20 protein-coding genes and 1 pseudogene are annotated in these 20,543 nt (G+C 63.7%); 8 read left to right on the forward strand and 13 right to left on the reverse strand.

The window, feature by feature from the left end; translation table 11 throughout:
- From RMO23_RS07410 to RMO23_RS07420, 3 genes are all read left to right on the forward strand, one after another.
- Positions 1 to 533 (forward strand): DUF1326 domain-containing protein (locus tag RMO23_RS07410; RefSeq protein ID WP_309680018.1); only part of this gene is annotated, 533 nt, incomplete at its 5' end.
- 55 nt (positions 534 to 588) lie between these two features.
- Positions 589 to 1,404 (forward strand): DUF2182 domain-containing protein, encoded by an 816-nt coding sequence (locus RMO23_RS07415; protein WP_309680020.1) that lies wholly within the window; start codon positions 589 to 591, stop codon positions 1,402 to 1,404.
- Positions 1,397 to 2,272 (forward strand): DMT family transporter, encoded by an 876-nt coding sequence (locus tag RMO23_RS07420; protein ID WP_309680022.1) that lies wholly within the window; start codon positions 1,397 to 1,399, stop codon positions 2,270 to 2,272. Before RMO23_RS07415 ends, RMO23_RS07420 begins: the two co-directional genes overlap by 8 nt.
- 144 nt (positions 2,273 to 2,416) lie before the next feature.
- Here the strand turns inward: RMO23_RS07420 and RMO23_RS07425 are convergent, their stop codons facing one another.
- From RMO23_RS07425 to RMO23_RS07435, 3 genes and pseudogenes are all read right to left on the reverse strand, one after another.
- Positions 2,417 to 3,457, reverse strand: a complete 1,041-nt coding sequence (locus RMO23_RS07425; protein ID WP_309680025.1) for an MBL fold metallo-hydrolase — start codon at positions 3,455 to 3,457, stop codon at positions 2,417 to 2,419.
- Positions 3,458 to 3,462: 5 nt separating this feature from the next.
- A pseudogene (locus tag RMO23_RS07430) lies at positions 3,463 to 3,567 on the reverse strand (peroxiredoxin); the annotation flags it as partial.
- Positions 3,568 to 3,976: 409 nt separating this feature from the next.
- Complete coding sequence (locus tag RMO23_RS07435) at positions 3,977 to 4,099, reverse strand: hypothetical protein (RefSeq protein ID WP_309680027.1); 123 nt, start codon at positions 4,097 to 4,099, stop codon at positions 3,977 to 3,979.
- A 39-nt stretch (positions 4,100 to 4,138) separates the two neighbouring features.
- Here RMO23_RS07435 and RMO23_RS07440 point away from each other — a divergent pair, with 39 nt between their 5' ends.
- On the forward strand, positions 4,139 to 5,194 hold the full coding sequence (locus RMO23_RS07440; protein ID WP_309680030.1) for a nucleotidyltransferase domain-containing protein: 1,056 nt from the start codon (positions 4,139 to 4,141) through the stop codon (positions 5,192 to 5,194).
- 110 nt (positions 5,195 to 5,304) lie between these two features.
- Here the strand turns inward: RMO23_RS07440 and RMO23_RS07445 are convergent, their stop codons facing one another.
- From RMO23_RS07445 to RMO23_RS07470, 6 genes are all read right to left on the reverse strand, one after another.
- Entirely contained in the window at positions 5,305 to 6,621 is a 1,317-nt protein-coding gene (locus RMO23_RS07445) for a glycerate kinase (protein ID WP_309680032.1), read from the reverse strand.
- Between the two features lie 229 nt (positions 6,622 to 6,850).
- On the reverse strand, positions 6,851 to 7,780 hold the full coding sequence (locus RMO23_RS07450; protein WP_309680082.1) for a tripartite tricarboxylate transporter substrate binding protein: 930 nt from the start codon (positions 7,778 to 7,780) through the stop codon (positions 6,851 to 6,853).
- Positions 7,781 to 7,994: 214 nt separating this feature from the next.
- Positions 7,995 to 9,302 (reverse strand): phosphopyruvate hydratase, encoded by a 1,308-nt coding sequence (gene eno, locus RMO23_RS07455; protein WP_309680034.1) that lies wholly within the window; start codon positions 9,300 to 9,302, stop codon positions 7,995 to 7,997.
- Positions 9,303 to 9,330: 28 nt separating this feature from the next.
- Complete coding sequence (pyk, locus tag RMO23_RS07460) at positions 9,331 to 10,749, reverse strand: pyruvate kinase (RefSeq protein WP_309680036.1); 1,419 nt, start codon at positions 10,747 to 10,749, stop codon at positions 9,331 to 9,333.
- A gap of 17 nt (positions 10,750 to 10,766) precedes the next feature.
- On the reverse strand, positions 10,767 to 12,116 hold the full coding sequence (locus tag RMO23_RS07465) for a dicarboxylate/amino acid:cation symporter (RefSeq protein ID WP_309680038.1): 1,350 nt from the start codon (positions 12,114 to 12,116) through the stop codon (positions 10,767 to 10,769).
- 123 nt (positions 12,117 to 12,239) lie between these two features.
- Positions 12,240 to 13,328 (reverse strand): tartrate dehydrogenase, encoded by a 1,089-nt coding sequence (locus RMO23_RS07470; RefSeq protein ID WP_309680040.1) that lies wholly within the window; start codon positions 13,326 to 13,328, stop codon positions 12,240 to 12,242.
- Between the two features lie 115 nt (positions 13,329 to 13,443).
- On the opposite strand from RMO23_RS07470, the gene RMO23_RS07475 reads away from it, so the two are divergent.
- Complete coding sequence (locus RMO23_RS07475) at positions 13,444 to 14,379, forward strand: LysR substrate-binding domain-containing protein (protein WP_309680042.1); 936 nt, start codon at positions 13,444 to 13,446, stop codon at positions 14,377 to 14,379.
- A 44-nt stretch (positions 14,380 to 14,423) separates the two neighbouring features.
- On the opposite strand, the gene RMO23_RS07480 is transcribed toward RMO23_RS07475, so the two are convergent.
- On the reverse strand, positions 14,424 to 15,641 hold the full coding sequence (locus RMO23_RS07480) for a urate hydroxylase PuuD (protein ID WP_309680043.1): 1,218 nt from the start codon (positions 15,639 to 15,641) through the stop codon (positions 14,424 to 14,426).
- A gap of 138 nt (positions 15,642 to 15,779) precedes the next feature.
- The gene (gene xdhC, locus RMO23_RS07485; protein ID WP_309680045.1) at positions 15,780 to 16,640 is read right to left on the reverse strand and encodes a xanthine dehydrogenase accessory protein XdhC; all 861 of its coding nucleotides are present in this window, start codon (positions 16,638 to 16,640) and stop codon (positions 15,780 to 15,782) included.
- Between the two features lie 147 nt (positions 16,641 to 16,787).
- Here xdhC and RMO23_RS07490 point away from each other — a divergent pair, with 147 nt between their 5' ends.
- Entirely contained in the window at positions 16,788 to 17,291 is a 504-nt protein-coding gene (locus RMO23_RS07490) for a hypothetical protein (RefSeq protein WP_309680047.1), read from the forward strand.
- Between the two features lie 114 nt (positions 17,292 to 17,405).
- On the opposite strand, the gene RMO23_RS07495 is transcribed toward RMO23_RS07490, so the two are convergent.
- Together RMO23_RS07495 and uraH are read right to left on the reverse strand one after the other, a co-directional pair.
- Positions 17,406 to 18,413 carry a tripartite tricarboxylate transporter substrate binding protein gene (locus tag RMO23_RS07495; protein ID WP_309680049.1) on the reverse strand — a complete coding sequence of 336 codons (1,008 nt, stop codon included), beginning with the start codon at positions 18,411 to 18,413 and terminating at the stop codon, positions 17,406 to 17,408.
- An 86-nt stretch (positions 18,414 to 18,499) separates the two neighbouring features.
- Positions 18,500 to 18,853 (reverse strand): hydroxyisourate hydrolase, encoded by a 354-nt coding sequence (gene uraH, locus RMO23_RS07500; protein ID WP_309680051.1) that lies wholly within the window; start codon positions 18,851 to 18,853, stop codon positions 18,500 to 18,502.
- A gap of 87 nt (positions 18,854 to 18,940) precedes the next feature.
- On the opposite strand from uraH, the gene RMO23_RS07505 reads away from it, so the two are divergent.
- Together RMO23_RS07505 and puuE are read left to right on the forward strand one after the other, a co-directional pair.
- Entirely contained in the window at positions 18,941 to 19,606 is a 666-nt protein-coding gene (locus tag RMO23_RS07505; protein ID WP_309680053.1) for a GntR family transcriptional regulator, read from the forward strand.
- Complete coding sequence (puuE, locus tag RMO23_RS07510) at positions 19,603 to 20,541, forward strand: allantoinase PuuE (protein ID WP_309680054.1); 939 nt, start codon at positions 19,603 to 19,605, stop codon at positions 20,539 to 20,541. The genes RMO23_RS07505 and puuE overlap by 4 nt, the downstream gene beginning before the upstream one ends.
- Positions 20,542 to 20,543: the final 2 nt, after the last annotated feature.

Below are 20,543 nucleotides of genomic sequence, written 5' to 3' on the forward strand. Positions count from 1 at the left end.
GCGAAGACCCCGACAACGGCACTTGCGACACCATCATCGCCTGGCGCATCGACAAGGGCACCGTCGATGGCGTCGACGTGGGCGGCAACACCATCGCGGCCGTCGCCCATGTCCCGGGCAATATCCTGCAAGGCAACTGGAGGGCCGCCATCTTCGTCGACGACAAGGCCTCCAAGGCCCAGGAAGCAGCACTGCTCAAGGTCTACACCGGAAAGGCGGGCGGGCCGGTCGCCGACCTCGCCAAGCTGATTGGCGAGGTGGTGTCGGTGGAGCGGGCGCCGATCCGCTTCACCGTCGAGGAGGGCAAGGGCCAGCTCGAGATCGGCAAGAACTACTTCGCCGAACTCGAGCCCTACCGTGGTGCGATGGGCGGGCTGACCACGCTCTCCGACACCGTGTTCTCGACAGTGCCGGGGGCGCCAGTGTTTGTTGGCAAGGCCCCAACCTATCGATCCAAAAACGCCGCCCTCGGCATTGACCTCGACATCAAGAACCACAACGCCCTGCAGAGCACCTTCGTCTTCGACGCATGAGCCGCCGGGCCGCTCCCAAGGCGAATACCGCAGCGCGCAGCGCGAAGGTTTCCCAATGAACCCGACGGCAGGCCCAGCGCTAACCAGCGCCGCCCGTCACCGTCGCGTGTTCCTGCCGGTCCTGGGTGCGCTGGTTGCGCTCGCTTGGGTGACGTTGTGGGCCTGGGCGCGCAGCCCCTACGGACGCTATCTCGAGCACGGTGACTGGACCGCGTCCGGTCCGGCGGCGTTTCTGTGCCGTGTCGTTCCGGCCGGCGATGTGGTCGTGCCCATGGTGCTCTACGCCGCCGCGTGGATCCTCATGACGGCGGCCATGATGCTGCCGACCACCTTGCCGCTGTTCAACGCCTTCGACCGGTTAACGGCCCAGCGCCCGGACCATGGGCGCCTCCTGATGCTGCTCGGCCTGGGCTACATGACGGTGTGGGGCGCCTTCGGGCTGCTGGCGCATGCACTTCACGGTGCGGTGCTGATCTTGCTCGCCAGCGCACCTGCATTGGCCTGGCATGGCTGGCTGATCGGCGCCGTGACCATTGCCGTGGCCGGCGCCTTCCAGTTCAGCAGGCTCAAGTACCGGTGCCTGGAAAAGTGCCGCACGCCCTTGAGCTTCGTGATCGAGCACTGGCGCGGGCAGGCGCAGGCGCGGCACGCGTTCGCGCTGGGCGTGCACCACGGCCTGTTCTGCGTCGGCTGCTGCTGGGCGCTGATGCTGTTGATGTTCGCGCTTGGAACCGGCAGCCTCGGCTGGATGCTCCTGCTGGCAGCCGTGATGGCAATCGAAAAGAACCTTCGCTGGGGCCAGCGTCTCAGCACGCCGCTCGGTGTCGCGCTGCTGTCCTGGGCCGTCGTCCTGGTGGCGACCCATGCCTGAAGAGCGCGCTGGCCGGCTCACCCTGCGGACGGTCGTCCTCACCGCGGCGGCGATGCTCGCCTTCGCGGCCAATTCGCTGTTGTGCCGGCTCGCCTTGCAGCAAAGGGGCATCGATCCGGCCAGCTTCGCCAGCATCAGGCTGGTGTCCGGGGCGATCACGCTCGCCGTCATCGTGCGGTTCAGGCCGAAACAGTCCCCGCCCGGCCATGCCGACTGGCTCGCTGCGGTCATGCTGTTTGCCTATGTCGCGTTCTTTTCCTTCGCCTATCTCAGCCTGCCCGCGGGGACGGGCGCGTTGATACTGTTCGGCGCGGTTCAGTTGACGATGTTCAGCGTCGGCCTGCGTTCAGGCGAAAGCTTCGAACCCATCGCCTGGTTCGGTCTCGCCCTGGCCGTTGCGGGATTCGTCTACCTCGTGTCGCCGGGCGTGGCCGCGCCGCCGCCCCTGGGCGCTGCGTTGATGGCGATCGCCGGCGTGGCGTGGGGCGTGTACTCGCTGCGCGGTCGCGGGGTGGCCGACCCGCTGGCCGCCACGGCGGGCAACTTCGCGCGGGCGGCGCCGCTCGCCCTCGGGCTGAGCCTGCTTTTCGCCGCCAACGCTCACGCCGATGCGGCCGGGGCCGCGCTGGCCATTGCCTCCGGCGCCCTCACCTCCGGCATCGGCTATGTCATCTGGTATGCCGCGCTGAGCAGGCTTTCCGCCCTGCGAGCCGCCACCGTGCAGCTGTCGGTGCCACTGATCGCCGCATTGGGTGGCGTGCTGTTCCTGTCGGAAGCGATCACACCGCGCCTGGCTGCTGCCTCCGCGGCGATCCTGGGTGGCATTGCGCTGGTGCTGACCAGCAGGTCGCAGAAGCCGCGCCCGTAGCGTCCTGACCGGGACGGGCCCGGGCCAGCGGCCAGTCATTGGCGCTTCGGCTTCTTCCTCAATCGGAAGCGAGTGGCGGCCGCTGCGCTGCACGCGAGGCGCGTCGGTGACTCGGGACCGCCGCCTGTATCCACTCGCACGCAGTCAGGCTGCCGGCCCCGCGCGCACGGGGTAGCCGGCCTCGATCCAGCTCTTCATACCGCCATCAAGCGCAACCACGCGCTGAAAGCCCATGGTACGCAATGTTGCGGCGGCCAGCGTCGAGATGCGGCCGAAATCGCAGCAGGTGACGATGCGGGCCGTCGGGTCCGGCAGCTCGTGGTTGACGCGCAGTTCCAGTTGGCCGCGCGGCAGCAGCCGCGCGCCGGGAATGTGCCCACCCTCATAGGCGTCACGTTCGCGCACATCGAGCACGATCAGACCGGCCGGGGCCGCTTCCACACGAGCCCGCAACTCGGCCATGGACATGAACGGCACGCAAGCGGCAGCCTCGGCCAGCATCTGCGCCACGGTCTTGCCACCGCTCATGTTGGTGCGCAGGGCCTCCGTCAGGTGGATGGGCATCGACAGGTCGAGACTCTTCATCATCCGGACGAACGCCGCCCGGTCCCGCTGCTGCAGACGCGGATTGGCGGCGATCTCCTCGCCGATCGTCGAGTGGCTGCGGCCCTTGTAATCGTGGGCCGGGTAAACCTGCAGCGCCGGGTCGAGCTTGAGAAGGCGCCCGAACAGGCTGTCGTACAACGCCTCGGGGTCGCCCGTGGGCAGATCGGTCCGCCCGGTGGCACCGATCAGCAGCGTGTCACCGGTGAAGACCCGGTCTTCGCCGACCAGGCACATCGAGTCCGCGGTGTGGCCCGGTGTGTGCAGCACCTGCAGCCGCAGCCTGCCGAGCACAAGCGACTCGCCGTCGTCGACACGCATGTCCACGCCGGGCGCCGGGCTCGCAAGGTGCATCACCGTCATCGCGCCCAGACGGTCGGCAATCTGGCGCGCGGCCGAAAAGTGGTCGGCATGCGTGTGCGTGTCGATCACGAACCGGATGCGCAGCGCGTCGCGCGACGCCAGCGCCAGGTAGCGGTCGATCTGGCTGACCTCGGGATCGATCAGCGCCCCGGCGCAAGTGTCGGCGCAGCCCAGCAGGTAGGACTGGCAACCTCCGGAGGCGATCTGCTCGAAGATCATGTCGGCGGCCTGACGAACAGGATCGCCCAGCTGTCCTCTATCCAGTTGTGAAAGGGGATCGTGGTCTCGGCGGTGAAGTCCGGAGCGGTGTCGTTGATGCGCAAAGCCATGACTACTCCTTCAGTGCCAGTGGATCGGCGACGGCCCGCCCGGCGCTCAGGCGTGCGGCCACCTTAAATTTTAGCAAGTAGGCCGCCGCAGGTCGAGGGCAAGATATCTGCCGCCCATGGGGCCGTCACTGAGGTTGACGAAGCCAACGCCAACCAGCCACCACACGGAATTCGAGCGCCTCACGGTGGGACTTGACCCGGCCAGGGTTACCGGCAACGACCAGCCATTCTTCACCCTGCGCAACGTCAGTTCGGGGGCGGCAGCAAGCGCCGGCCGGCTGAAGCCGTGCCAAAGCGGCCCATGCAGCCAGAACCACATCGTTGCGTGTTTTAACAAAGCAGCACCCGGTGCTCAGACCTGCTCAAGCCGTTGGCTGGCGGCGGCGGTACCCTGCAAGATCAATTGCACCTAGAAGTCATTGCCATTGGTATGCGTCGGCTCCGTGACCACCAGATCGCCCGGCGAGTCGAAGTAGCCGTAGGCGGCGCTGCGGTCCAGATACGGGTCGATCTTTTCGCCGCGCTCATGCACGAATTAAACTATACTACTAAAAATTTAAAGGTAGTATAAATGACGCTTTACCAGGAGTATTCAGTCGCAGCACAGACCGCTTTTGCCGGGTTGGACGACGCGGCTCGCCAGGCAGACCTGAAGCGCAGCGTTGCTGACTTGCCGGGGGGGTTTGCCAAGAAGGTGGTTTCTGGCCGCGCCTACTGGTACTACCAGGTGAAAACGCCCGATGGCGAACTGCGCCAGTCGTATGTGGGACCGGACGATGACGCAACCCGGGCCCTGATCCAACGCCATGCCGACCCGGCGGCAAAGCTCGCGCGGCAGCAGTTGGTACGTCTGGGCAGAGCCGCCGTGGAATTGGGTTGCGCCGACATTCCCCCCAAACATGCGCGCGTGATTGAGCGTCTTGCAGATGCGGGCCTGTTTTCTGCCGGCGGGATTCTCGTCGGCACGCATGCGTTTTTGGCTTACCAGAACATCTTGGGCGTACGCTGGAGCGCGGGCGCAGCGACGCTGGACCTGGACTTTGCCCATGCCGGACGCAACGTTTCGCTGGCGCTGCCCGAAAACCTGAAACTCGACACTCGTGAAACCATTGAATCGCTGCAGATGGGCTTTGTGCCCAACCAGAAGCGCACGTCATTCAAAAAGACCGATGAACCCGACTTTGATCTGGATTTTTTAACGTCACGAGGCCGGGGCGGCGACGAACCCGTGACTGTTCCGCGTCTGAATCTGACGATGCAACCCCTGCGCTTCATGGAACTGTCTTTGCAAGACCCGGTGCGAAGCACGCTGCTTGCGCGCAGCGGCCCCATCGTCGTCAACATCCCGCGTCCGCAGCGCTATGCACTGCACAAGCTGCTGGTTTATGGCGAACGCCCCCAAGGCCAGCGAACCAAGGCGCGCAAGGATTTGGCGCAGGCAGCCGCCTTGATGGACTATCTGCTGCTGCATGACGCCATCGATATCGCGCAACTGTGGGTGGACGTGAATGCCCGGGGGCCAGGTTGGCGGCGGCGACTGGGCGAAGGGTTTGAGATGATGCTGACCCTGTACCCGGATTGCGATTTCAAGGGGCGGCTGGATCAGGCTTTGGCCCGGGTGCCCTAGCCTGCGAGCCATTTCGCGGCGGGCCTTGCTCTGCAAGTTGCTATTAATTTAATAGCTGAATGCGCGCGTTGCGACTGGGCTACAGGCCTAAAACACCCTGAAACCGTTTTTTAGAGCACCAGCAGCGCCCGGAAGTCATTGACATTGGTGTGCGTGGGCCCGGTGACGACCAGATCACCGAGCGGATCGAAGAAGCCATAGGCGTCGTTGCGGTCAAGGTACGGGTCGATCTTCATGCCCTGTGCCAGCGCGCGCTGCAGGGTGTCGGGCGCGACATAGGCGCCGGCGTTGTCTTCCACCCCGTCAATGCCGTCGGTGTCGGCGGCCAGCGCATACACGCCAGGCTGGCCCTGCAGCGCCAGCGCCAGCCCCATGCAGAACTCACCGGCCCGGCCGCCCCTGCCCCTGGCGGTGCCCTCGGGCTGCTTTTTGATGGTGACCGTGGTTTCGCCGCCGCTCAGGATGACGCAGGGTTTTTGAAACGGCTGGCCCTTGAGGGCCACGGCGCGGGCCAGCGCCGCATGCACCTTGCCGACCTCGCGCGACTCGCCCTCGATTTCGTCGCTGAGGATGTAGGCTGCCAGGCCCGCCGCTTCGGCCGCCGCGGCCGCCGCCTCCAGGCTTTGCTGCGGCGTGGCAATCAGGTGCACCTCATGGCCGCTGAAGGCCGGGTCGCCGGGCTTGGGCGTTTCCAGCGCACCGCTTTCCAGCTGCGCCAGCAAGGCGGCAGGCACTTCAATGCCGTAGCGTTTAAGAATGGCCAGCGCCTCGGCGCAAGTTGTCGCGTCAGGCACGGTCGGGCCGCTGGCAATGATCGAAGGGTCGTCGCCCGGCACATCGCTGATGGTGAGCGTGACCACGCGCGCCGGCGCGCAGGCAGCAGCCAGGCGGCCTCCCTTGATGCGCGAGAGGTGCTTGCGCACGCAATTCATTTCGGCAATATTGGCGCCGCTGTTCAACAGATCTTTGTTGATGCGCTGCTTGTCTTCCAGTGTGAGGCCATCGGCCGGCAAGGTCAAAAGAGACGAGCCACCACCGGAGATCAGACACAGCACCAGGTCGTTTTCAGTCAGGCCCTGCGTCATGGCCAGAATGCGCTGCGCAGCCGCCAGGCCCGCCGCATCCGGCACCGGGTGCGCCGCCTCGACCAGTTCTATGCGCTGCTTCAAACCGGCAGGCCGCGGTGGAATATGGTGGTAACGCGTGACGACCAGCCCCTCCAGCGGCGCGTCAGCGGGCCAGAGGGCCTCTACCGCCTGCGCCATCGAGCCGCCGGCCTTGCCGGCGCCCAGAACGATGGTTCTTCCCTTGGGCGGTTGAGGCAGGTACGCGGCCGTGTTGTGCAGGGGAAGCGCGCGTTGCACGGCCGCGTGGTAGAGATGCTCCAGAAACTGGCGCGGCTGCGAGGCGGGGTTGGGTGCGGTCATTCGGTGGTCTTTGGCAATGAGTTGAAGGGCTGTATACCGAGCAGCGGCGTCAAACATCACCCGCTGCCCCGTCAGGGCCTTTATTGTGCCGCCGTAACCCGCCGGTAACCATGCCTGACAGGTGAAAAGCGCAGGGGGCTCCGCGCCGCGAAGGGCCGTCCCGGACAAGCGACGCCCCCTGGGGAGGGGGCAGAAAGCTACACGTAGTCAGCAAACGTGGGGGCCGCGGTCACTCAATACTGACCTTGGCATCCTTGACCAGCTTGGCAAAGCGCTCTGTATCGTCCTTGATCTGCCGCGCCATCTGCTCGGACGTATTGCCGATCGGCTCGGCGCCGATGTCCGCCATTTTCTTGCGAAACTCCGCCGAGTTGATGATTTTCACCAGTTCGGTGTTCAGCCGGGTCACGATTTCCTTGGGCGTAGCGGCCGGTGCCAGGATGCCGAACCAGGTGCCAAGGTCAAACCCCTTGAGGCCAGCCTCATCCAGCGTGGGCACATCGGGCAAGGCCGGAGAGCGTTTGATGGTGGTCACTGCCAGCGCCCTGAGCTTGCCGGACTTGATTTGCGGCAACACGGGCGTGATGGTGTCAAAGGACATCGTGATCTGCCCGCCCAGCAGGTCAACGGTTAACGGACCGCTGCCCTTGTAAGGCACATGCAGTATCTGCACGCCGGCCATGCCCTCAAACTGCGCGCCGATGAGATGCTGGCCAGTGCCGTTGCCGTTGGAGCCATAGGTCAGTTTGCCAGGCTCGGCCTTGGCCAGGGCCAGCAGCTCTTTAACGTTTTTGGCCGGCACATTCGGGTTGACGACCAGCACATTGGGCACCAGCGCCACGGTGCTGATGGGTGCCAGATCCTTCTGAAAGTCATAGGGCAGCTTGCGGTACACGCTGGTGGCGATGGTGTGGTGCACCGCGCCCATCAGCAGTGTGTGGCCATCCGGCTTGGCCTTGGTGACGTAATCGGCGCCCAGCGTGGCACCGGCGCCGGGTTTGTTCTCGACGATCACGGGCTGTCCAACCGCTTTGGACAATTCCAATCCCACTGCGCGCGCCAGCACATCCGTCGTTCCTCCTGCAGGGAACGGCACGATCAGGCTGATCGGTTTGCTCGGCCAGGTCTGTCCTGATCCGGTCGTGGTAGCTTGCGCCATGGCGCTGGTTCCCGCCACGCTCAACACCAGTGCGGTGATGGAAGGTAGGAATGAAGGACGAAGGATGGATTTGCGCATGAGTGTCTCCTGAGTAATAAAAATAACAGTAGCGGTCGAACTGTAGGCGCTGGTTAAACCGCTGAAATACAGGTGAAGTGAAACCACTGTTAACCTGAAATTAACAATCGCACTCTCCAACTGGCTTCAAAATCCGTTAGCGCCCCGGATCTATGACGGATGCACCAGAGGCAGTGAGCGCAGTACGGCCTGCATAGATGGCATCCACCCCCAGTTCCGACTCGATCAGCAGCAGTCTGTTGTATTTGGCAACGCGATCCGAACGGCACAGCGAACCCGTCTTGATCTGGGTGGCCGCCGTGCATACGCTGAGATCGGCGATGGTGGTGTCCTCTGTCTCGCCGGAACGATGCGACACCACAGCGCTGTAGCCCGCACGACTCGCCAGCGTGATCGCGGCCAGCGTCTCGGTCAGGGTGCCGATCTGGTTGAGCTTGATCAGGATGGCGTTCGCCACACCCCGGTCAATACCCTGCTGCAAGATCGCGGTATTGGTCACAAACAAGTCGTCACCCACGATCTGCACCTGCTTCCCCAGGCGCTGGGTCAGCAGCTTCCAACCCTCCCAGTCGTCTTCGGCCATGCCGTCTTCAATTGTCACGATCGGGTACTGATCGACCCAGCGGGCCAGGTAATCCACAAAGGCAGCCGAGTCATAGTGCTTGCCCTCCGACGCGAGTTCGTAGCGGCCGTTCTTGTAAAACTCCGAACTGGCCACGTCCAATCCGAGAGCGATGTCCCTTCCCGGCTTGAAACCGGCCTGCTGGATGGCCAGCATGATGGTCTCCAGCGCCTCCTCGTTGGACGCAAGGTCGGGCGCAAACCCGCCTTCATCACCCACGGCAGTGGAAAGGCCTTTGCCCTTGAGCACACTCTTGAGGGTGTGAAACACCTCGACGCCCCAGCGCAGCGCTTCCGAGAAATTCGGTGCCCCCACCGGCAGAATCATGAACTCCTGCAGGTCCACGCTGTTGTCGGCATGCGCGCCGCCGTTAACGATGTTCATCATCGGCAGTGGCAAACGAATCGGTCCACCGCCTGCAATATGCCGGTACAGTGGCAGCCCGCCGGACGCGGCAGCCGCCTTGGCACTGGCCAGCGATACGGCAAGGATCGCATTGGCTCCCAGCCGCGATTTCGACGCGGTGCCGTCCAGTTCGATCATGCGCTGATCGATGGCCGCCTGATCGCGGGCATCGGCACCCAACAGGGACTGCCGTATTTCCCCATTGACATGGGCCACCGCTTTGAGCACCCCTTTGCCGAAATAACGCCGGGCGTCGCCATCACGCAATTCGAGCGCCTCGCGCGATCCGGTGGAGGCCCCGGACGGGGCCGCCGCAAAACCGCGCGTCCCATTGGTCAGAATGACCTCCGCCGCGACGGTGGGATTACCACGCGAGTCCAGAATCTCATAGCCTTGCACATGCTTGATGGTGGTCATAGGTTGCTCCTGTTCGGATTAATGGGGTTCACTGGAGTTGGGAGATGCGCAGCAGATTGGTGGTGCCAGGCTCATTGAACGGCAAACCCGCGGAAATCACGATGGACTGCCCGACCTCGCCGAAGCCTTCCTTGAGCACCGTCTGGTTGGCAATTTCAGTCATCTCCGGCACGTCCATGACCTCATGGCACAGCACCGAGTGCACGCCCCACACCAGCGCCAGACGGCGGGCGGTGGCCACACGCGGCGTCATGCCGAGAATGGGCACCCGGGGCCGCTCGCGTGCCATGCGCAGTGCCGAATAGCCCGAACTGGTGTAGGCCACGGTGGCCGGCACATTGAGCAGGCGCGCGACGTGACGCATCGCAAAGCCAATGGCATCGGCCGCATCCGGGCGTGGCGCGGTGTGCGATGCCTGGATAGCCTCGTGGTAGTGCGGGTCGGCCTCGGTCCGCGTGATGATGCTGTCCATCATCCGCACCGCTTCGACCGGGTACTTGCCGGAGGCAGACTCAGCGGACAGCATGACGGCGTCAGCTCCATCGTAGATCGCGGTGGCAACGTCCGAGGCCTCGGCCCGCGTTGGCACGGGTGCCGTCACCATCGATTCGAGCATCTGCGTAGCAACAATGACCGGCTTGCCCGCCTTGCGGCAAGCCCGCACGATGAGCTTTTGCAGCGAGGGCACCTGTTCGGCCGGCATCTCGACACCGAGGTCGCCACGGGCCACCATCACAGCATCGGCCTCCTCGACGATGGCATCCAAGCTCTGGATCGCGGCTGGCTTCTCAAGTTTGGCGATGATCGCCGCGCGCCCCTTAACGATGGCTTTGACTTCAACAATATCCTGCGGCCGCTGCACGAACGACAAAGCGATCCAATCGACGCCCAGTGTGAGCCCGAAGTCCAGATCCCTGCGGTCTTTTTCCGTCAGCGCGGACAGGGGTAGCACAACGTCCGGCACGTTGACACCCTTGCGGTCTGACAGCAGCCCGCCATTGACAACGCGCGTCTCGGCGAAGTCTTTGCCGTGGCGTTCCACGCGCAGGCGGATACGCCCATCATCGAGCAGCAGGTCGGTCCCATCGGTCAGTGCGGCAAAAATCTCGGGGTGCGGCAGCGATGCGCGCCTGGCATCACCCGGCACCTTGCTGTCCAGGTCGAGGCGAAAGCTGTCACCTTCGGCGAGCTGGACCGGGCCATTGGCAAAAGTGCCAACACGCAACTTGGGACCCTGCAGATCCAGCAGCACGCCGATCGGTCGTCCGCGCTCGCGCTCAATGGCCCGGATGGTATTGAGTCTCAGCTGATGGTCTTCATGCGTTCCATGGCTGAAATTCAGCCGGAACACGTCGGCACCGGCCTCGAACAGGGCTTCGATGGCGGCACGGTCGCTGCTGGTGGGGCCCAGCGTAGCGACGATTTTGGCGTTGCGGTAACGGCGCATCTCATGGTCTCCTGGTATTACCGGCTTAACCGGGGTTCTAAGTGGTTCAAATCTTTCACCGTCTCCACCGCCTGCACATCCTCGTACAGTTGGTCGAGATCTTCCGGATCAGTCTTGCCGTCAAGCACTTCCCTCAGCCGCACGGTGTCGACGGCGCCCACCCAGCGGGCAATGGCCACCGTCCCGACGGCGTTGCCGATGGTGTTGGTAATCGCACGGGCCTCCGACATAAATCGGTCAACCCCCAGCAGCAGCACCATGCCAGCGACGGGAATCTTGCCCATGGAGGCCAGTGTGGCCGCCAGCGTGATGAAACCCGAGCCGGTGACGCCTGCCGATCCCTTCGAGGTCAGCAACAACACGCCCAGCACGACCAGCTGGTCAGTCAGCGTCAGCGGTGTATTGGTCGCCTGGGCGATGAAGATGGCGGCCATCGTGTAGTAGATGCACTGACCATCAGGGTTGAAGGTCAGGCCTGCCGGAACCACCAAACCGACCACCGGCTTGGAGACGCCCGCGTTCTCCAGCTTGCGCATGAGTTGCGGCACGACTGATTCGGATGAGCTGGTGCCCAGCACCGTGAAAATCTCATCCTTGATGTATTTCAGAAACTTCCAGAGGCTAAAGCCGGAAAGCCTGGCAATGGCTCCCAGCACGATGGCCACGAACAGAAAGCAGGTCACGTACATCGTGCCCATCAGCTTGCCAAGCGACACGACCGAGCCGAGACCGTACTTGCCCACCGTGAAGGCCATCGCGCCAAAGGCCGCTATCGGCGCCAGACGCATGATCATTCCGACGACGGAGAAGATGCCGTGCGTAAAGGAATCCAGTACGTCCACCACCGGCTTGGCGCGCGGGCCGACATGTGACAGGGCAATGCCGAAGAACGTCGCAAACACCAGAATCTGCAGAATGTCGTTCTTCGCAAGGGCGTCGACAATGCTGGTGGGCACCAGATTCAACAAGAAGTCCACAAAAGTCGTTGGCTTGGCAGCGGACGCCGTGTAGTTCGCGATGGCCGAGGCATCGAGCTGGGTCGCATCAATGTTCATGCCCTGACCGGGCTTGACCACGTTCACCACCACGAGGCCCAGTGCCAGCGCAAAAGTCGAAAGCAACTCAAAGTAAATGAGGGCCCGCACGCCAACGCGCCCGAGCTCCTTCATGTTTTCCATGCGCGCGATACCCAACACCACCGTGGCGAAGATGATGGGCGCAAACACCATCTTGATCAGCTTGATGAAGACGTCGCCCAGCGGCTTGAGGTCACTCCCAAGCTGGGGGGCGAACACACCCAGGGTAACGCCGGCAGTAACGCCGATCAGCACCTGGACGTAAAGCTTTCCGAAAAAACGGCGAATCATGTCTGTCTCCTGTTTTTTTGTGTGGCTGGCCACACGGCAGCTCTTGGTGGCTGCTCGTGAATAAAAGGCGGGCAGGGGTGCCCACCCGCAGTGGCTCGCGGCCGCTTTGAAGCGGTGCGACGCTCAGGCTGCCTTGCGCTGCGCTACGCCCGCGATGCGCGCGCACACCGCTTGCGTCACCTGGTCAGTCGTGGCCTTGCCACCGAGGTCGCCGGTGTGGAGTGAAGGGTCAGCAGTGACTTGTTCGATAACGGCCATCAGGGTTTTGGCCGCTGCCGCTTCGCCCAGATGCTCCAGCAACATCACGCAGCTCCAGAACGTGCCCACCGGGTTGGCCAAGCCCTTGCCCATGATGTCAAAGGCCGAACCGTGAATCGGCTCAAACATCGACGGATAGCGGCGCTCGGGATCGATGTTGCCGGTGGGCGCGATACCCAGGCTGCCGGCCAGCGCGGCGGCCAGGTCGCTCAGGATGTCGGCGTGCAGGTTGGTGGCCACCAAAGTGTCGAGCGTGGCGGGACGGTTGACCATGCGTGCGGTCGCGGCGTCGACCAGCTCCTTGTCCCAGGTCACGTCAGGAAACTCTTTCGAGATCTGCACCGCGATTTCGTCCCACATCACCATCGCATGGCGCTGAGCATTGGATTTGGTGACGACGGTCAGCAGCTTGCGGGGGCGTGACTGGGCGAGCTTGAAGGCGTAGCGCATGATGCGCTCGACACCGGCGCGCGTCATCATCGACAGGTCGGTGGCTGCCTCGATCGGGTGGCCCTGGTGGACACGGCCACCAACACCGGAGTATTCGCCTTCGGAATTCTCGCGCACGATGACCCAGTCGAGTTGCTCCGGCGTGCAGCGCTTGAGCGGCCCGTCGATGCCGGGCAGGATGCGGGTCGGGCGCACATTGGCGTACTGGTCAAAGCCCTGGCAGATTTTGAGGCGCAGGCCCCACAAGGTGATGTGGTCGGGAATATGCGGGTCACCGGCCGAGCCGAACAGGATCGCGTCCTTGTTGCGCAGCGCGTCCAGGCCGTCTTGCGGCATCATCTCGCCATGGGCGCGGAACCAGTCGCCGCCCCAGCCGAAATTCTCGAAATCAAATTTAAAGCTGCTGCTGGCAGCGGCCAGTGCTTCCAGCACCGTCTGGCCCGCAGGCACCACTTCCTTGCCAATGCCGTCGCCCGGGATGCAGGCTATTTTGTAGGTCTTCATGGGTTGTCTCCTGTGAAATGAAAGTAAGTAAGGCCTGAACTTTACCGCTTGCAATATCCATTAGAAGGTCATAAAGTTACATCATTGTTTACTTTGAATTAACAATATTTACCCCATGTCCACACCCTCTTCCGCCCCGTCCGAGATGGCTTTCTTCAGCCTGCTGGCCCGCTACGGCAGCTTCTCGGCCACGGCGCGCGAGCTCGATGTCACCACGCCAGCCATCAGCAAACGCCTGGCGCAAATGGAAGCCCGCCTGGGCGTGCAGCTGCTGAACCGGACCACGCGCCGCATCAGTCTCACGCCCGAGGGCGAGGTCTACCTGGCGCATGCGCGGCGCATTCTGGCCGACATTGACGACATGGAGCAGCTGGTCTCCAGCTCGTTGGCAGCGCCCAAGGGCCTGCTTCGCGTCAACGCCACGCTGGGTTTTGGCCGCAGCAACATCGCGCCGCTGATCTCTCAATTTGCCAGGCGCTACCCCGAGGTGCAGGTTCAGCTGCAGCTCACGGTCAATCCGCCCCCGCTGAGCGAGGACGCCTTTGATGTCTGCATCCGTTTTGGCGAGCCTCCCGACGCGCGTGTCATCGCCCGCAAGATCGCCCCCAATCACCGCCTGCTGTGCGCCTCGCCCGCCTACCTGGCCCAACACGGCACGCCGCTGGTTCCGCACGACCTGACGCAGCACAACTGCATCGGCATACGGCAAGGCGACGAGGCTTACGGCGTGTGGCGCCTGAGCTTGGGCAAACGCACCGAGAGCATCAAGGTGCGCGGCAACCTGAGCACCAATGACGGGGAAATTGCCGTGAACTGGGCGCTGGACGGGCACGGCATTCTGATGCGCGCCGAATGGGACATTGCCAAATACCTGCGCAGCGGCCGGCTGCTGCAGCTGCTGGAAAACTACCGCACGCCGCCCGCCGATATTCATGCGGTCTACCCGCAGCGGCATCAGCTGTCAGGGCGCGTCAGGGCCTTTGTCGATTTTGTGGCCAGCCACTTTGAAAAGACTTCGACCCGCGCCGCGGGCCTGGTGGCTGACGGGTAAGCGCACCTCGCACGGCGCGGGGCCATGCAGTGCTCGCTACGCTACTACTGGACTTTGGCGCCGGCCTCAAACCACTGCTTGATCTGCTGGCGCTCGGCCTCGGTGATGCCGGTGGCGTTGTTCATGGGCATGATTTTGGTCACCACGACCTGCTGGTACACCGACTGCGCATGCTGCTTGACCAGCGCCGGTGAATCGAGGCGCACGTTTTTCATCTGCACCTGCTCGCCGTGGCACAGGTAGCAGCGCTGTTCCAGCACCTTTTGCACCGTTTGGTAGTCATTCTTGGCTGTAGCCCCCGAAGGACGTGCGGTTGCTGCTATCGATTCAGTAGCAATGGGTTTCAGCCCGTAGATCGCGCCGACAATGACCGTCACGCCGACCAGCGCATAGGCCAGCGGATGCCGGTTGCGGCCCAGCTTGTAGCCATGGCGCAGCACGAAGAACTGGCGAATGGCGGCGCCGGCCAGCATCATCAGAATCAGCACCAGCCAGTTTTGCGGATGGCTCCAGGTAAAGCTGTAGTGGTTGCTGAGCATGGCAAACAGCACCGGCAGCGTGAAATAGGTGTTGTGCACGCTGCGCTGCTTGCCGCGCTGGCCATGAATCGCTTCCACCGGCTGGCCGGCCTTGATGGCGGCCACCACCTTGCGCTGGCCCGGAATGATCCAGAAAAACACATTGGCGCTCATGGCGGTGGCCATCATGGCGCCCACCAGCAAAAAGGCCGCGCGCCCGGCAAACCAGTGGCAGGCCAGCCACGAGGCCACGCACACCAGCACGGCGACCAGCGCACCGACCATGGCATCGCCGTTTTTGCGCTGGCCCAGCAGCTGGCAGATCGCGTCGTACAAAATCCAGAACACCACCAGAAACGACAGCGCCACGCCAATGGCGGCGCCAGGCGACCAGTTCATCAGGGACTTGTCGATCAGGTAGGTGCCGGCGCTCCAGAGGTAGGAGACGGTAAACAGGGCAAAGCCCGACAGCCAGGTGCTGTAGCTCTCCCAGTAAAACCAGTGCAGGTGGGCCGGCATCTGCGGCGGCTTGACCGCGAACTTGACGGGGTGGTAAAACCCGCCGCCGTGCACGGCCCAGAGCTCGCCGCTGACGCCCTGCTTTTTAAGGTCGTCATCGACCGGCGGCGTCAGGCTGCTGTCGAGAAAGACGAAGTAAAACGAGGAGCCAACCCAGGCGATGGCGGTGATGACGTGAACCCAGCGCAACAGCAGATTGGCCCAGTCGAGAAGGTAGCTTTCCATGCTTGTCCTTGTGGGGCCTGCTCACCACCGCGGGCGCTGTAAGCAGAATGTGCCGCGAACCGAAGGCCTTGAGAAGACCCGGCGCCGCTGCGGCATGCAGGACAAAGTGTATACAGTTTTTGTCAACTGCAAAGCTATTTAATACTCGGGTTTACCCTTGCCGTTGAGTTGCAGCAATTGGGCCGCCACCGCCACCGCAATCACCTCGGGCTCCTTGCCGAGAATGCCGGGCACCCCGATGGGGCAGGTCACCTGCGCCAGTTCATCGGCAGCAAAACCGCGCGCTTCGAGCCGGTGCCGGAAGGTGGCCCACTTGGTTTTGCTGCCAATCAGGCCGATGTAGGGCAGGTCAGCGCGCTCGCGCTGGCGCTTGAGGCAGGCCGCCACCACGTCCAGGTCTTCGGCATGGCTAAAGCTCATGATCAGCACCCGCGACTGCGGCGCCAGGCCCTGTACGGCGGCCTGCACCGGATCGGAATGCTCGCACACCACGCGGGCCGGCACTTCGTCTGGAAAGATGCCGTCGCGGCTGTCAATCCAGGTCAGGGTAAACGGCAGCCGGACGAGCACCTGCACCAACGCGTGACCCACATGGCCCCCGCCGAACAGGGCCAGCGGTTGCAAGGCCCTCGCCTCATTGACGGCCAGCCGTTGCGATAAGTCGGGCACATCCCCGGCGCCGACGCGCTCAAAACCGAGGTACACCACGCCGCCGCAGCATTGGCCCAGCGCCGGGCCCAGGGCAAAACGAACCGGAGCGGGCCCGCCCTGCGCCTCGCCCGTTTCTTGCAGCAGCGCGCGCGCGCGGGCAATCGCCTCGTATTCGAGATGCCCGCCGCCAATGGTGCCGACCAGCGAATCCGCAAAAACTCCCATCCAGGTGCCGGCCTCTCGCGGCGCGGAACCCTGGGTGGTGTCCACCCGTACCAGTACCGCAGGCTCGCGCGAAAGCTGGCGTAGAAAGGTCTCGGTAAAGTGGCTGGTGTTGCTAAATACCATTGGTGACGTATTGCTGGCGTAGGTGGATGAAATAATGGGCAGAATAAGTTCCGCCTCGATGCCACCTTAACATTAAAGCAAGGGAGTTCGGACGCGCATTCCAAAGACACCCCACGCGTCAGAACAGCCCCAAAAAGGAGACATAACATGCCCGACCCCATGCCCCGACGCTTCTGGCTGCTGACCCTGATGTCATCGGCCGCCGCCGCGATCGTGAGCGCCTGCAAAAGCGCACCCGTATCGCCGCCCTCCGCCAGCCAGGCGCCTGAGGTCGTTGGGCCCGTGACGGGCGCCAAAGGCTCGGCCCGCAATTCGGGCGCCAGCTCACCCCGCGCCTACCGCCAGGACGGCGCCAGCCATATTTACGGCCTCAATGCCGAACGCATTTACAAGGGAAAAATGCCGCCGCTGCTGTACGCCGTGGGCGTGCTCAATGTCGAAATAGACCGGGTCGGCCGGGTCACCCGCCTCGACTGGATGCGGGCGCCACGCCACGCGCCGGAGGTGATCGCGGAAATCGAGCGCACCATCCGGCAAGCCTCACCGTTTCCGGCGCCTTCCCGCCTCGGAAAAGTGGTTTACACCGACACCTGGCTGTGGCACAAAAGCGGGCAGTTTCAGCTCGATACGCTGACTGAAGGGCAAGACTAGGCCCCCACGGTCGCTCACTTCGTGTAGCTCCCTGCCCCCCGAGGGGGCCGCTGCGCCTGCGGCCCGGCGGAGCCGGTTCCGCGGCCCCTGCTGGTGGGGAGAGTCCCCCTTTACTCACTCTATCTTGAGGTTCTGCGTTTTGACGACGTTGCGCCAGGCCCGGTAGTCGGCCTCGATAAAGTGGCCCAGCAGCGCCGGTGAGCCGGGCGCCGCCTCCACCGCATCGGCCTTGAAACGCGCCAGCACCTCGGGCAGGGCCACGACCTTGTTGAGGGCGCTGTTCAGCGCCGTGATGATGGCCGGGGGCGTGCCCGCCGGCGCCATCAGCGCAAAGTAGTTCACCACATCAATGCCGGGCAGGCCGGCCTCCGTCATGCTCGGCACATCGGGCAAGGCGCTGGAACGTTTGGCGCTGGTCACCGCCAGCGGCTTGATGCTGCCGTTCTTGATGAACGGCAGCAGCGCCGGAATGGTGCCGGTGACGAGCTGGATTTGCCCGCCAATCATGTCCATGGTGGCGGGAGCCACACCGCGGTACGGAATGTGCGTGATGAAGGTGCCGGTGCGCGCCTTCAGCAGTTCCAGCACCAGGTGGTTGACGCCGCCCGCGCCGGCCGAGCCGTAATTGAGTGCGCCGGGCTTTTGCCGGGCCAGCTTGACCAGTTCCTTCATGTTGCTGACGGGTAGCTGGCTGTTGGCAGCCCAGACCAGCGGGCCGGTGGCGATCATGCCGACCGGCGCAAACTGGCGCAGCGGGTCGTAGTTGGCGCTGGGCAAGGAGGCCGCCACCGTGGTGAACGGCGAAGCCGCCAATAGCAGGGTGTAGCCATCGCCTGGCGCCTGCGCCACAAACTGCGTGCCAATGGCGCCCGAGGCGCCGGCCTTGTTGTCCACCACAAAGGTGGCGTTCATGACTTCACCGAGCTTTTGCGCCACCAGGCGCGCCATCGCATCGGTACCGGCGCCGGGGGCAAACGGCACGACGATTTTCACCGCCCGTTCCGGGTAGCTTGCCGGCGCAGACTGCGCCATGGCCGCAGGCGCCACAAAACTGGCGACCGCGCCAGCGGACAGCAGCATGGCGTGGCGGCGGCTCAGGGTGCCGGTTGACTTTGCATTCATGGGGAGGGCCAAAAGTTGATGACCCCCGGATTGTCACACCACCCCATGACGCACGGATGACGGGCTCTTGCGACCCGAGTCGGCGTTCAGCTACCGCGGTAAGTCGAGTAGCTCCAGGGGCTGACCAGCAGCGGCACATGGTAATGCTGGCGGGTGTCGGCCACGCCAAAGTCCAGCGTCACCTGGTTCAAAAAAGACGGCTCCGGCAGGGCCACGCCCCTGGCCTTGAAGTAGCCGGCCACGTCAAAGACCAGCCGGTAAGTGCCCGTCTGCAGGCTTGCGCTGTCATACAGCAGGCCATCCGGATTACGGCCATCCTCATTGAGGACAAAACTTCTGACCCGCGTGGCCTGCTCGCCCTGCGTGGTGTACAGCGTGACTTTCATGCCGGCGGCCGGGGTGCCGTGCATGGTGTCCAGAACATGTGTGCTCAATCCCATGGCATTCCTTTAAGGTGGATGACTATTGCAAAAAAGTGGTTTACCAAAAGTGTATACAGTTTTTGGAATTAGGGCTATGATAACTTCATGGAATCATCTACCACCCATGCCATCGTCGAGGCCCTGACCAAGGCCATCGTCGAGCACAGGCTGCATCCGGGCACCAAGCTGGCCGAGCAAAAACTGGCCGATCACTTCGGCGTGTCGCGCACGCTGGTGCGCCAGGCCCTGTTTCAGCTCTCACAAAACCGCCTGATCCGGCTGGAGCCGGCGCGCGGGGCCTTTGTTGCGGCGCCTTCGGTGATCGAAGCGCGGCAGGTGTTTGCGGTGCGCCGCATGCTGGAAGCCGAAATGGCCCGCGCCTTTGTGCGTGACGTCACGCCGGCCAAGATCAAGGCCCTCAGAGACCATGTGGCCCAGGAAAAAACGGCGGTGGAGCGCGAGGACGTGCCGGGGCGCACCGAACTGCTGGGCGACTTTCATGTGCGCATGGCCGAACTCATGGGCAACGAAGTGCTGGCTCAGCTGCTGGGCGAGCTGATCTCGCGCTGCGCCCTGATCACGCTGATGTACCAGACCGCCAGCGCGGCCGAACACTCCAACGACGAGCACGCCGAAATCGTCAAGGCGCTGGCCGCCAGGGACGAAACGCTGGCCGTTCGCCTGATGACCGAGCACTTGATGCACGTCGAAGAAAGCCTTGCCTTTGACCGCAAGGTACCCACCAACGATATTTCCATGGCCTTGTCATGACCACTTACGATTCCACAGCGTCCTACCCCCGAGATCTGATCGGCTACGGCCGCAACCCGCCGCACGCCCAGTGGCCGGGCAAGGCGCGCATCGCGCTGCAGTTTGTCCTCAACTACGAAGAAGGCGGCGAAAACGCGGTGCTGCATGGCGACGCCGGCTCCGAGCAGTTTCTGTCGGAAATGTTCAACCCGCCCAGCTTTGCGGAGCGCCACCTGAGCATGGAAGGCATCTACGAATACGGCTCGCGCGTGGGCGTGTGGCGTTTGCTGCGCGAGTTTGAAAAGCGCGGCCTGCCGCTCACGGTGTTTGGCGTCGGCATGGCGTTGCAGCGCCACCCCGACGTGACGGCGGCCTTCAAGGCGCTGGGCCATGAAATCGCCTGCCACGGCTGGCGCTGGATCAGCTACCAGGCTGTGGACGAAGCCTCCGAGCGCGAGCACATGCGCGTCGGCATGGACATCATCGAAAAGCTCACCGGGGAACGGGCGCTGGGCTGGTACACCGGCCGCGACAGCGTCAACACCCGCCGGCTGGTGGCCGACTACGGCGGCTTCGAGTACGACAGCGACTACTACGGCGACGACCTGCCGTTCTGGATGAAGGTCAAAAAAACCGACGGCGAGGTAGTGCCGCAGCTGGTCGTGCCCTACACGCTGGACACCAACGACATGCGCTTTGCCCTGCCGCAGGGGTTTTCGCAAAGTGACGATTTCTTTACCTATCTGCGCGACAGCTTCGACGCGCTGTATGCCGAGGGCGCCGAGTCGCCCAAGATGCTGAGCATAGGCATGCACTGCCGCCTGCTGGGCCGGCCCGGCCGCATCGTGGCGCTGCAACGCTTTCTGGACCATGTGCAAAAGCATGACCGCGTCTGGGTCTGCCGCCGCATCGATATTGCTCGCCACTGGAAGCAAACCCACCCCTACCAAGGATGACC

Source organism: Polaromonas sp., from assembly GCF_031411155.1.
Classification (GTDB): Bacteria; Pseudomonadota; Gammaproteobacteria; order Burkholderiales; family Burkholderiaceae_C; genus Polaromonas.

Coding starts and splice junctions, on each gene's coding strand:
- RMO23_RS07470 (WP_309680040.1), bottom strand. CDS start 13,328: ATGAAGACCTACAAAATAGCCTGCATCCCGGGCGACGGCATTGGCAAG.
- pyk (WP_309680036.1), bottom strand. CDS start 10,749: ATGCGCCGTTACCGCAACGCCAAAATCGTCGCTACGCTGGGCCCCACC.
- RMO23_RS07450 (WP_309680082.1), bottom strand. CDS start 7,780: ATGGCGCAAGCTACCACGACCGGATCAGGACAGACCTGGCCGAGCAAA.
- uraH (WP_309680051.1), bottom strand. CDS start 18,853: ATGGGATTGAGCACACATGTTCTGGACACCATGCACGGCACCCCGGCC.
- RMO23_RS07465 (WP_309680038.1), bottom strand. CDS start 12,116: ATGATTCGCCGTTTTTTCGGAAAGCTTTACGTCCAGGTGCTGATCGGC.
- RMO23_RS07505 (WP_309680053.1), top strand. CDS start 18,941: ATGGAATCATCTACCACCCATGCCATCGTCGAGGCCCTGACCAAGGCC.
- RMO23_RS07415 (WP_309680020.1), top strand. CDS start 589: ATGAACCCGACGGCAGGCCCAGCGCTAACCAGCGCCGCCCGTCACCGT.
- xdhC (WP_309680045.1), bottom strand. CDS start 16,640: ATGGTATTTAGCAACACCAGCCACTTTACCGAGACCTTTCTACGCCAG.
- eno (WP_309680034.1), bottom strand. CDS start 9,302: ATGACCACCATCAAGCATGTGCAAGGCTATGAGATTCTGGACTCGCGT.
- RMO23_RS07475 (WP_309680042.1), top strand. CDS start 13,444: ATGTCCACACCCTCTTCCGCCCCGTCCGAGATGGCTTTCTTCAGCCTG.
- puuE (WP_309680054.1), top strand. CDS start 19,603: ATGACCACTTACGATTCCACAGCGTCCTACCCCCGAGATCTGATCGGC.
- RMO23_RS07425 (WP_309680025.1), bottom strand. CDS start 3,457: ATGATCTTCGAGCAGATCGCCTCCGGAGGTTGCCAGTCCTACCTGCTG.
- RMO23_RS07440 (WP_309680030.1), top strand. CDS start 4,139: ATGACGCTTTACCAGGAGTATTCAGTCGCAGCACAGACCGCTTTTGCC.
- RMO23_RS07490 (WP_309680047.1), top strand. CDS start 16,788: ATGCCCGACCCCATGCCCCGACGCTTCTGGCTGCTGACCCTGATGTCA.
- RMO23_RS07420 (WP_309680022.1), top strand. CDS start 1,397: ATGCCTGAAGAGCGCGCTGGCCGGCTCACCCTGCGGACGGTCGTCCTC.
- RMO23_RS07480 (WP_309680043.1), bottom strand. CDS start 15,641: ATGGAAAGCTACCTTCTCGACTGGGCCAATCTGCTGTTGCGCTGGGTT.
- RMO23_RS07495 (WP_309680049.1), bottom strand. CDS start 18,413: ATGAATGCAAAGTCAACCGGCACCCTGAGCCGCCGCCACGCCATGCTG.
- RMO23_RS07445 (WP_309680032.1), bottom strand. CDS start 6,621: ATGACCGCACCCAACCCCGCCTCGCAGCCGCGCCAGTTTCTGGAGCAT.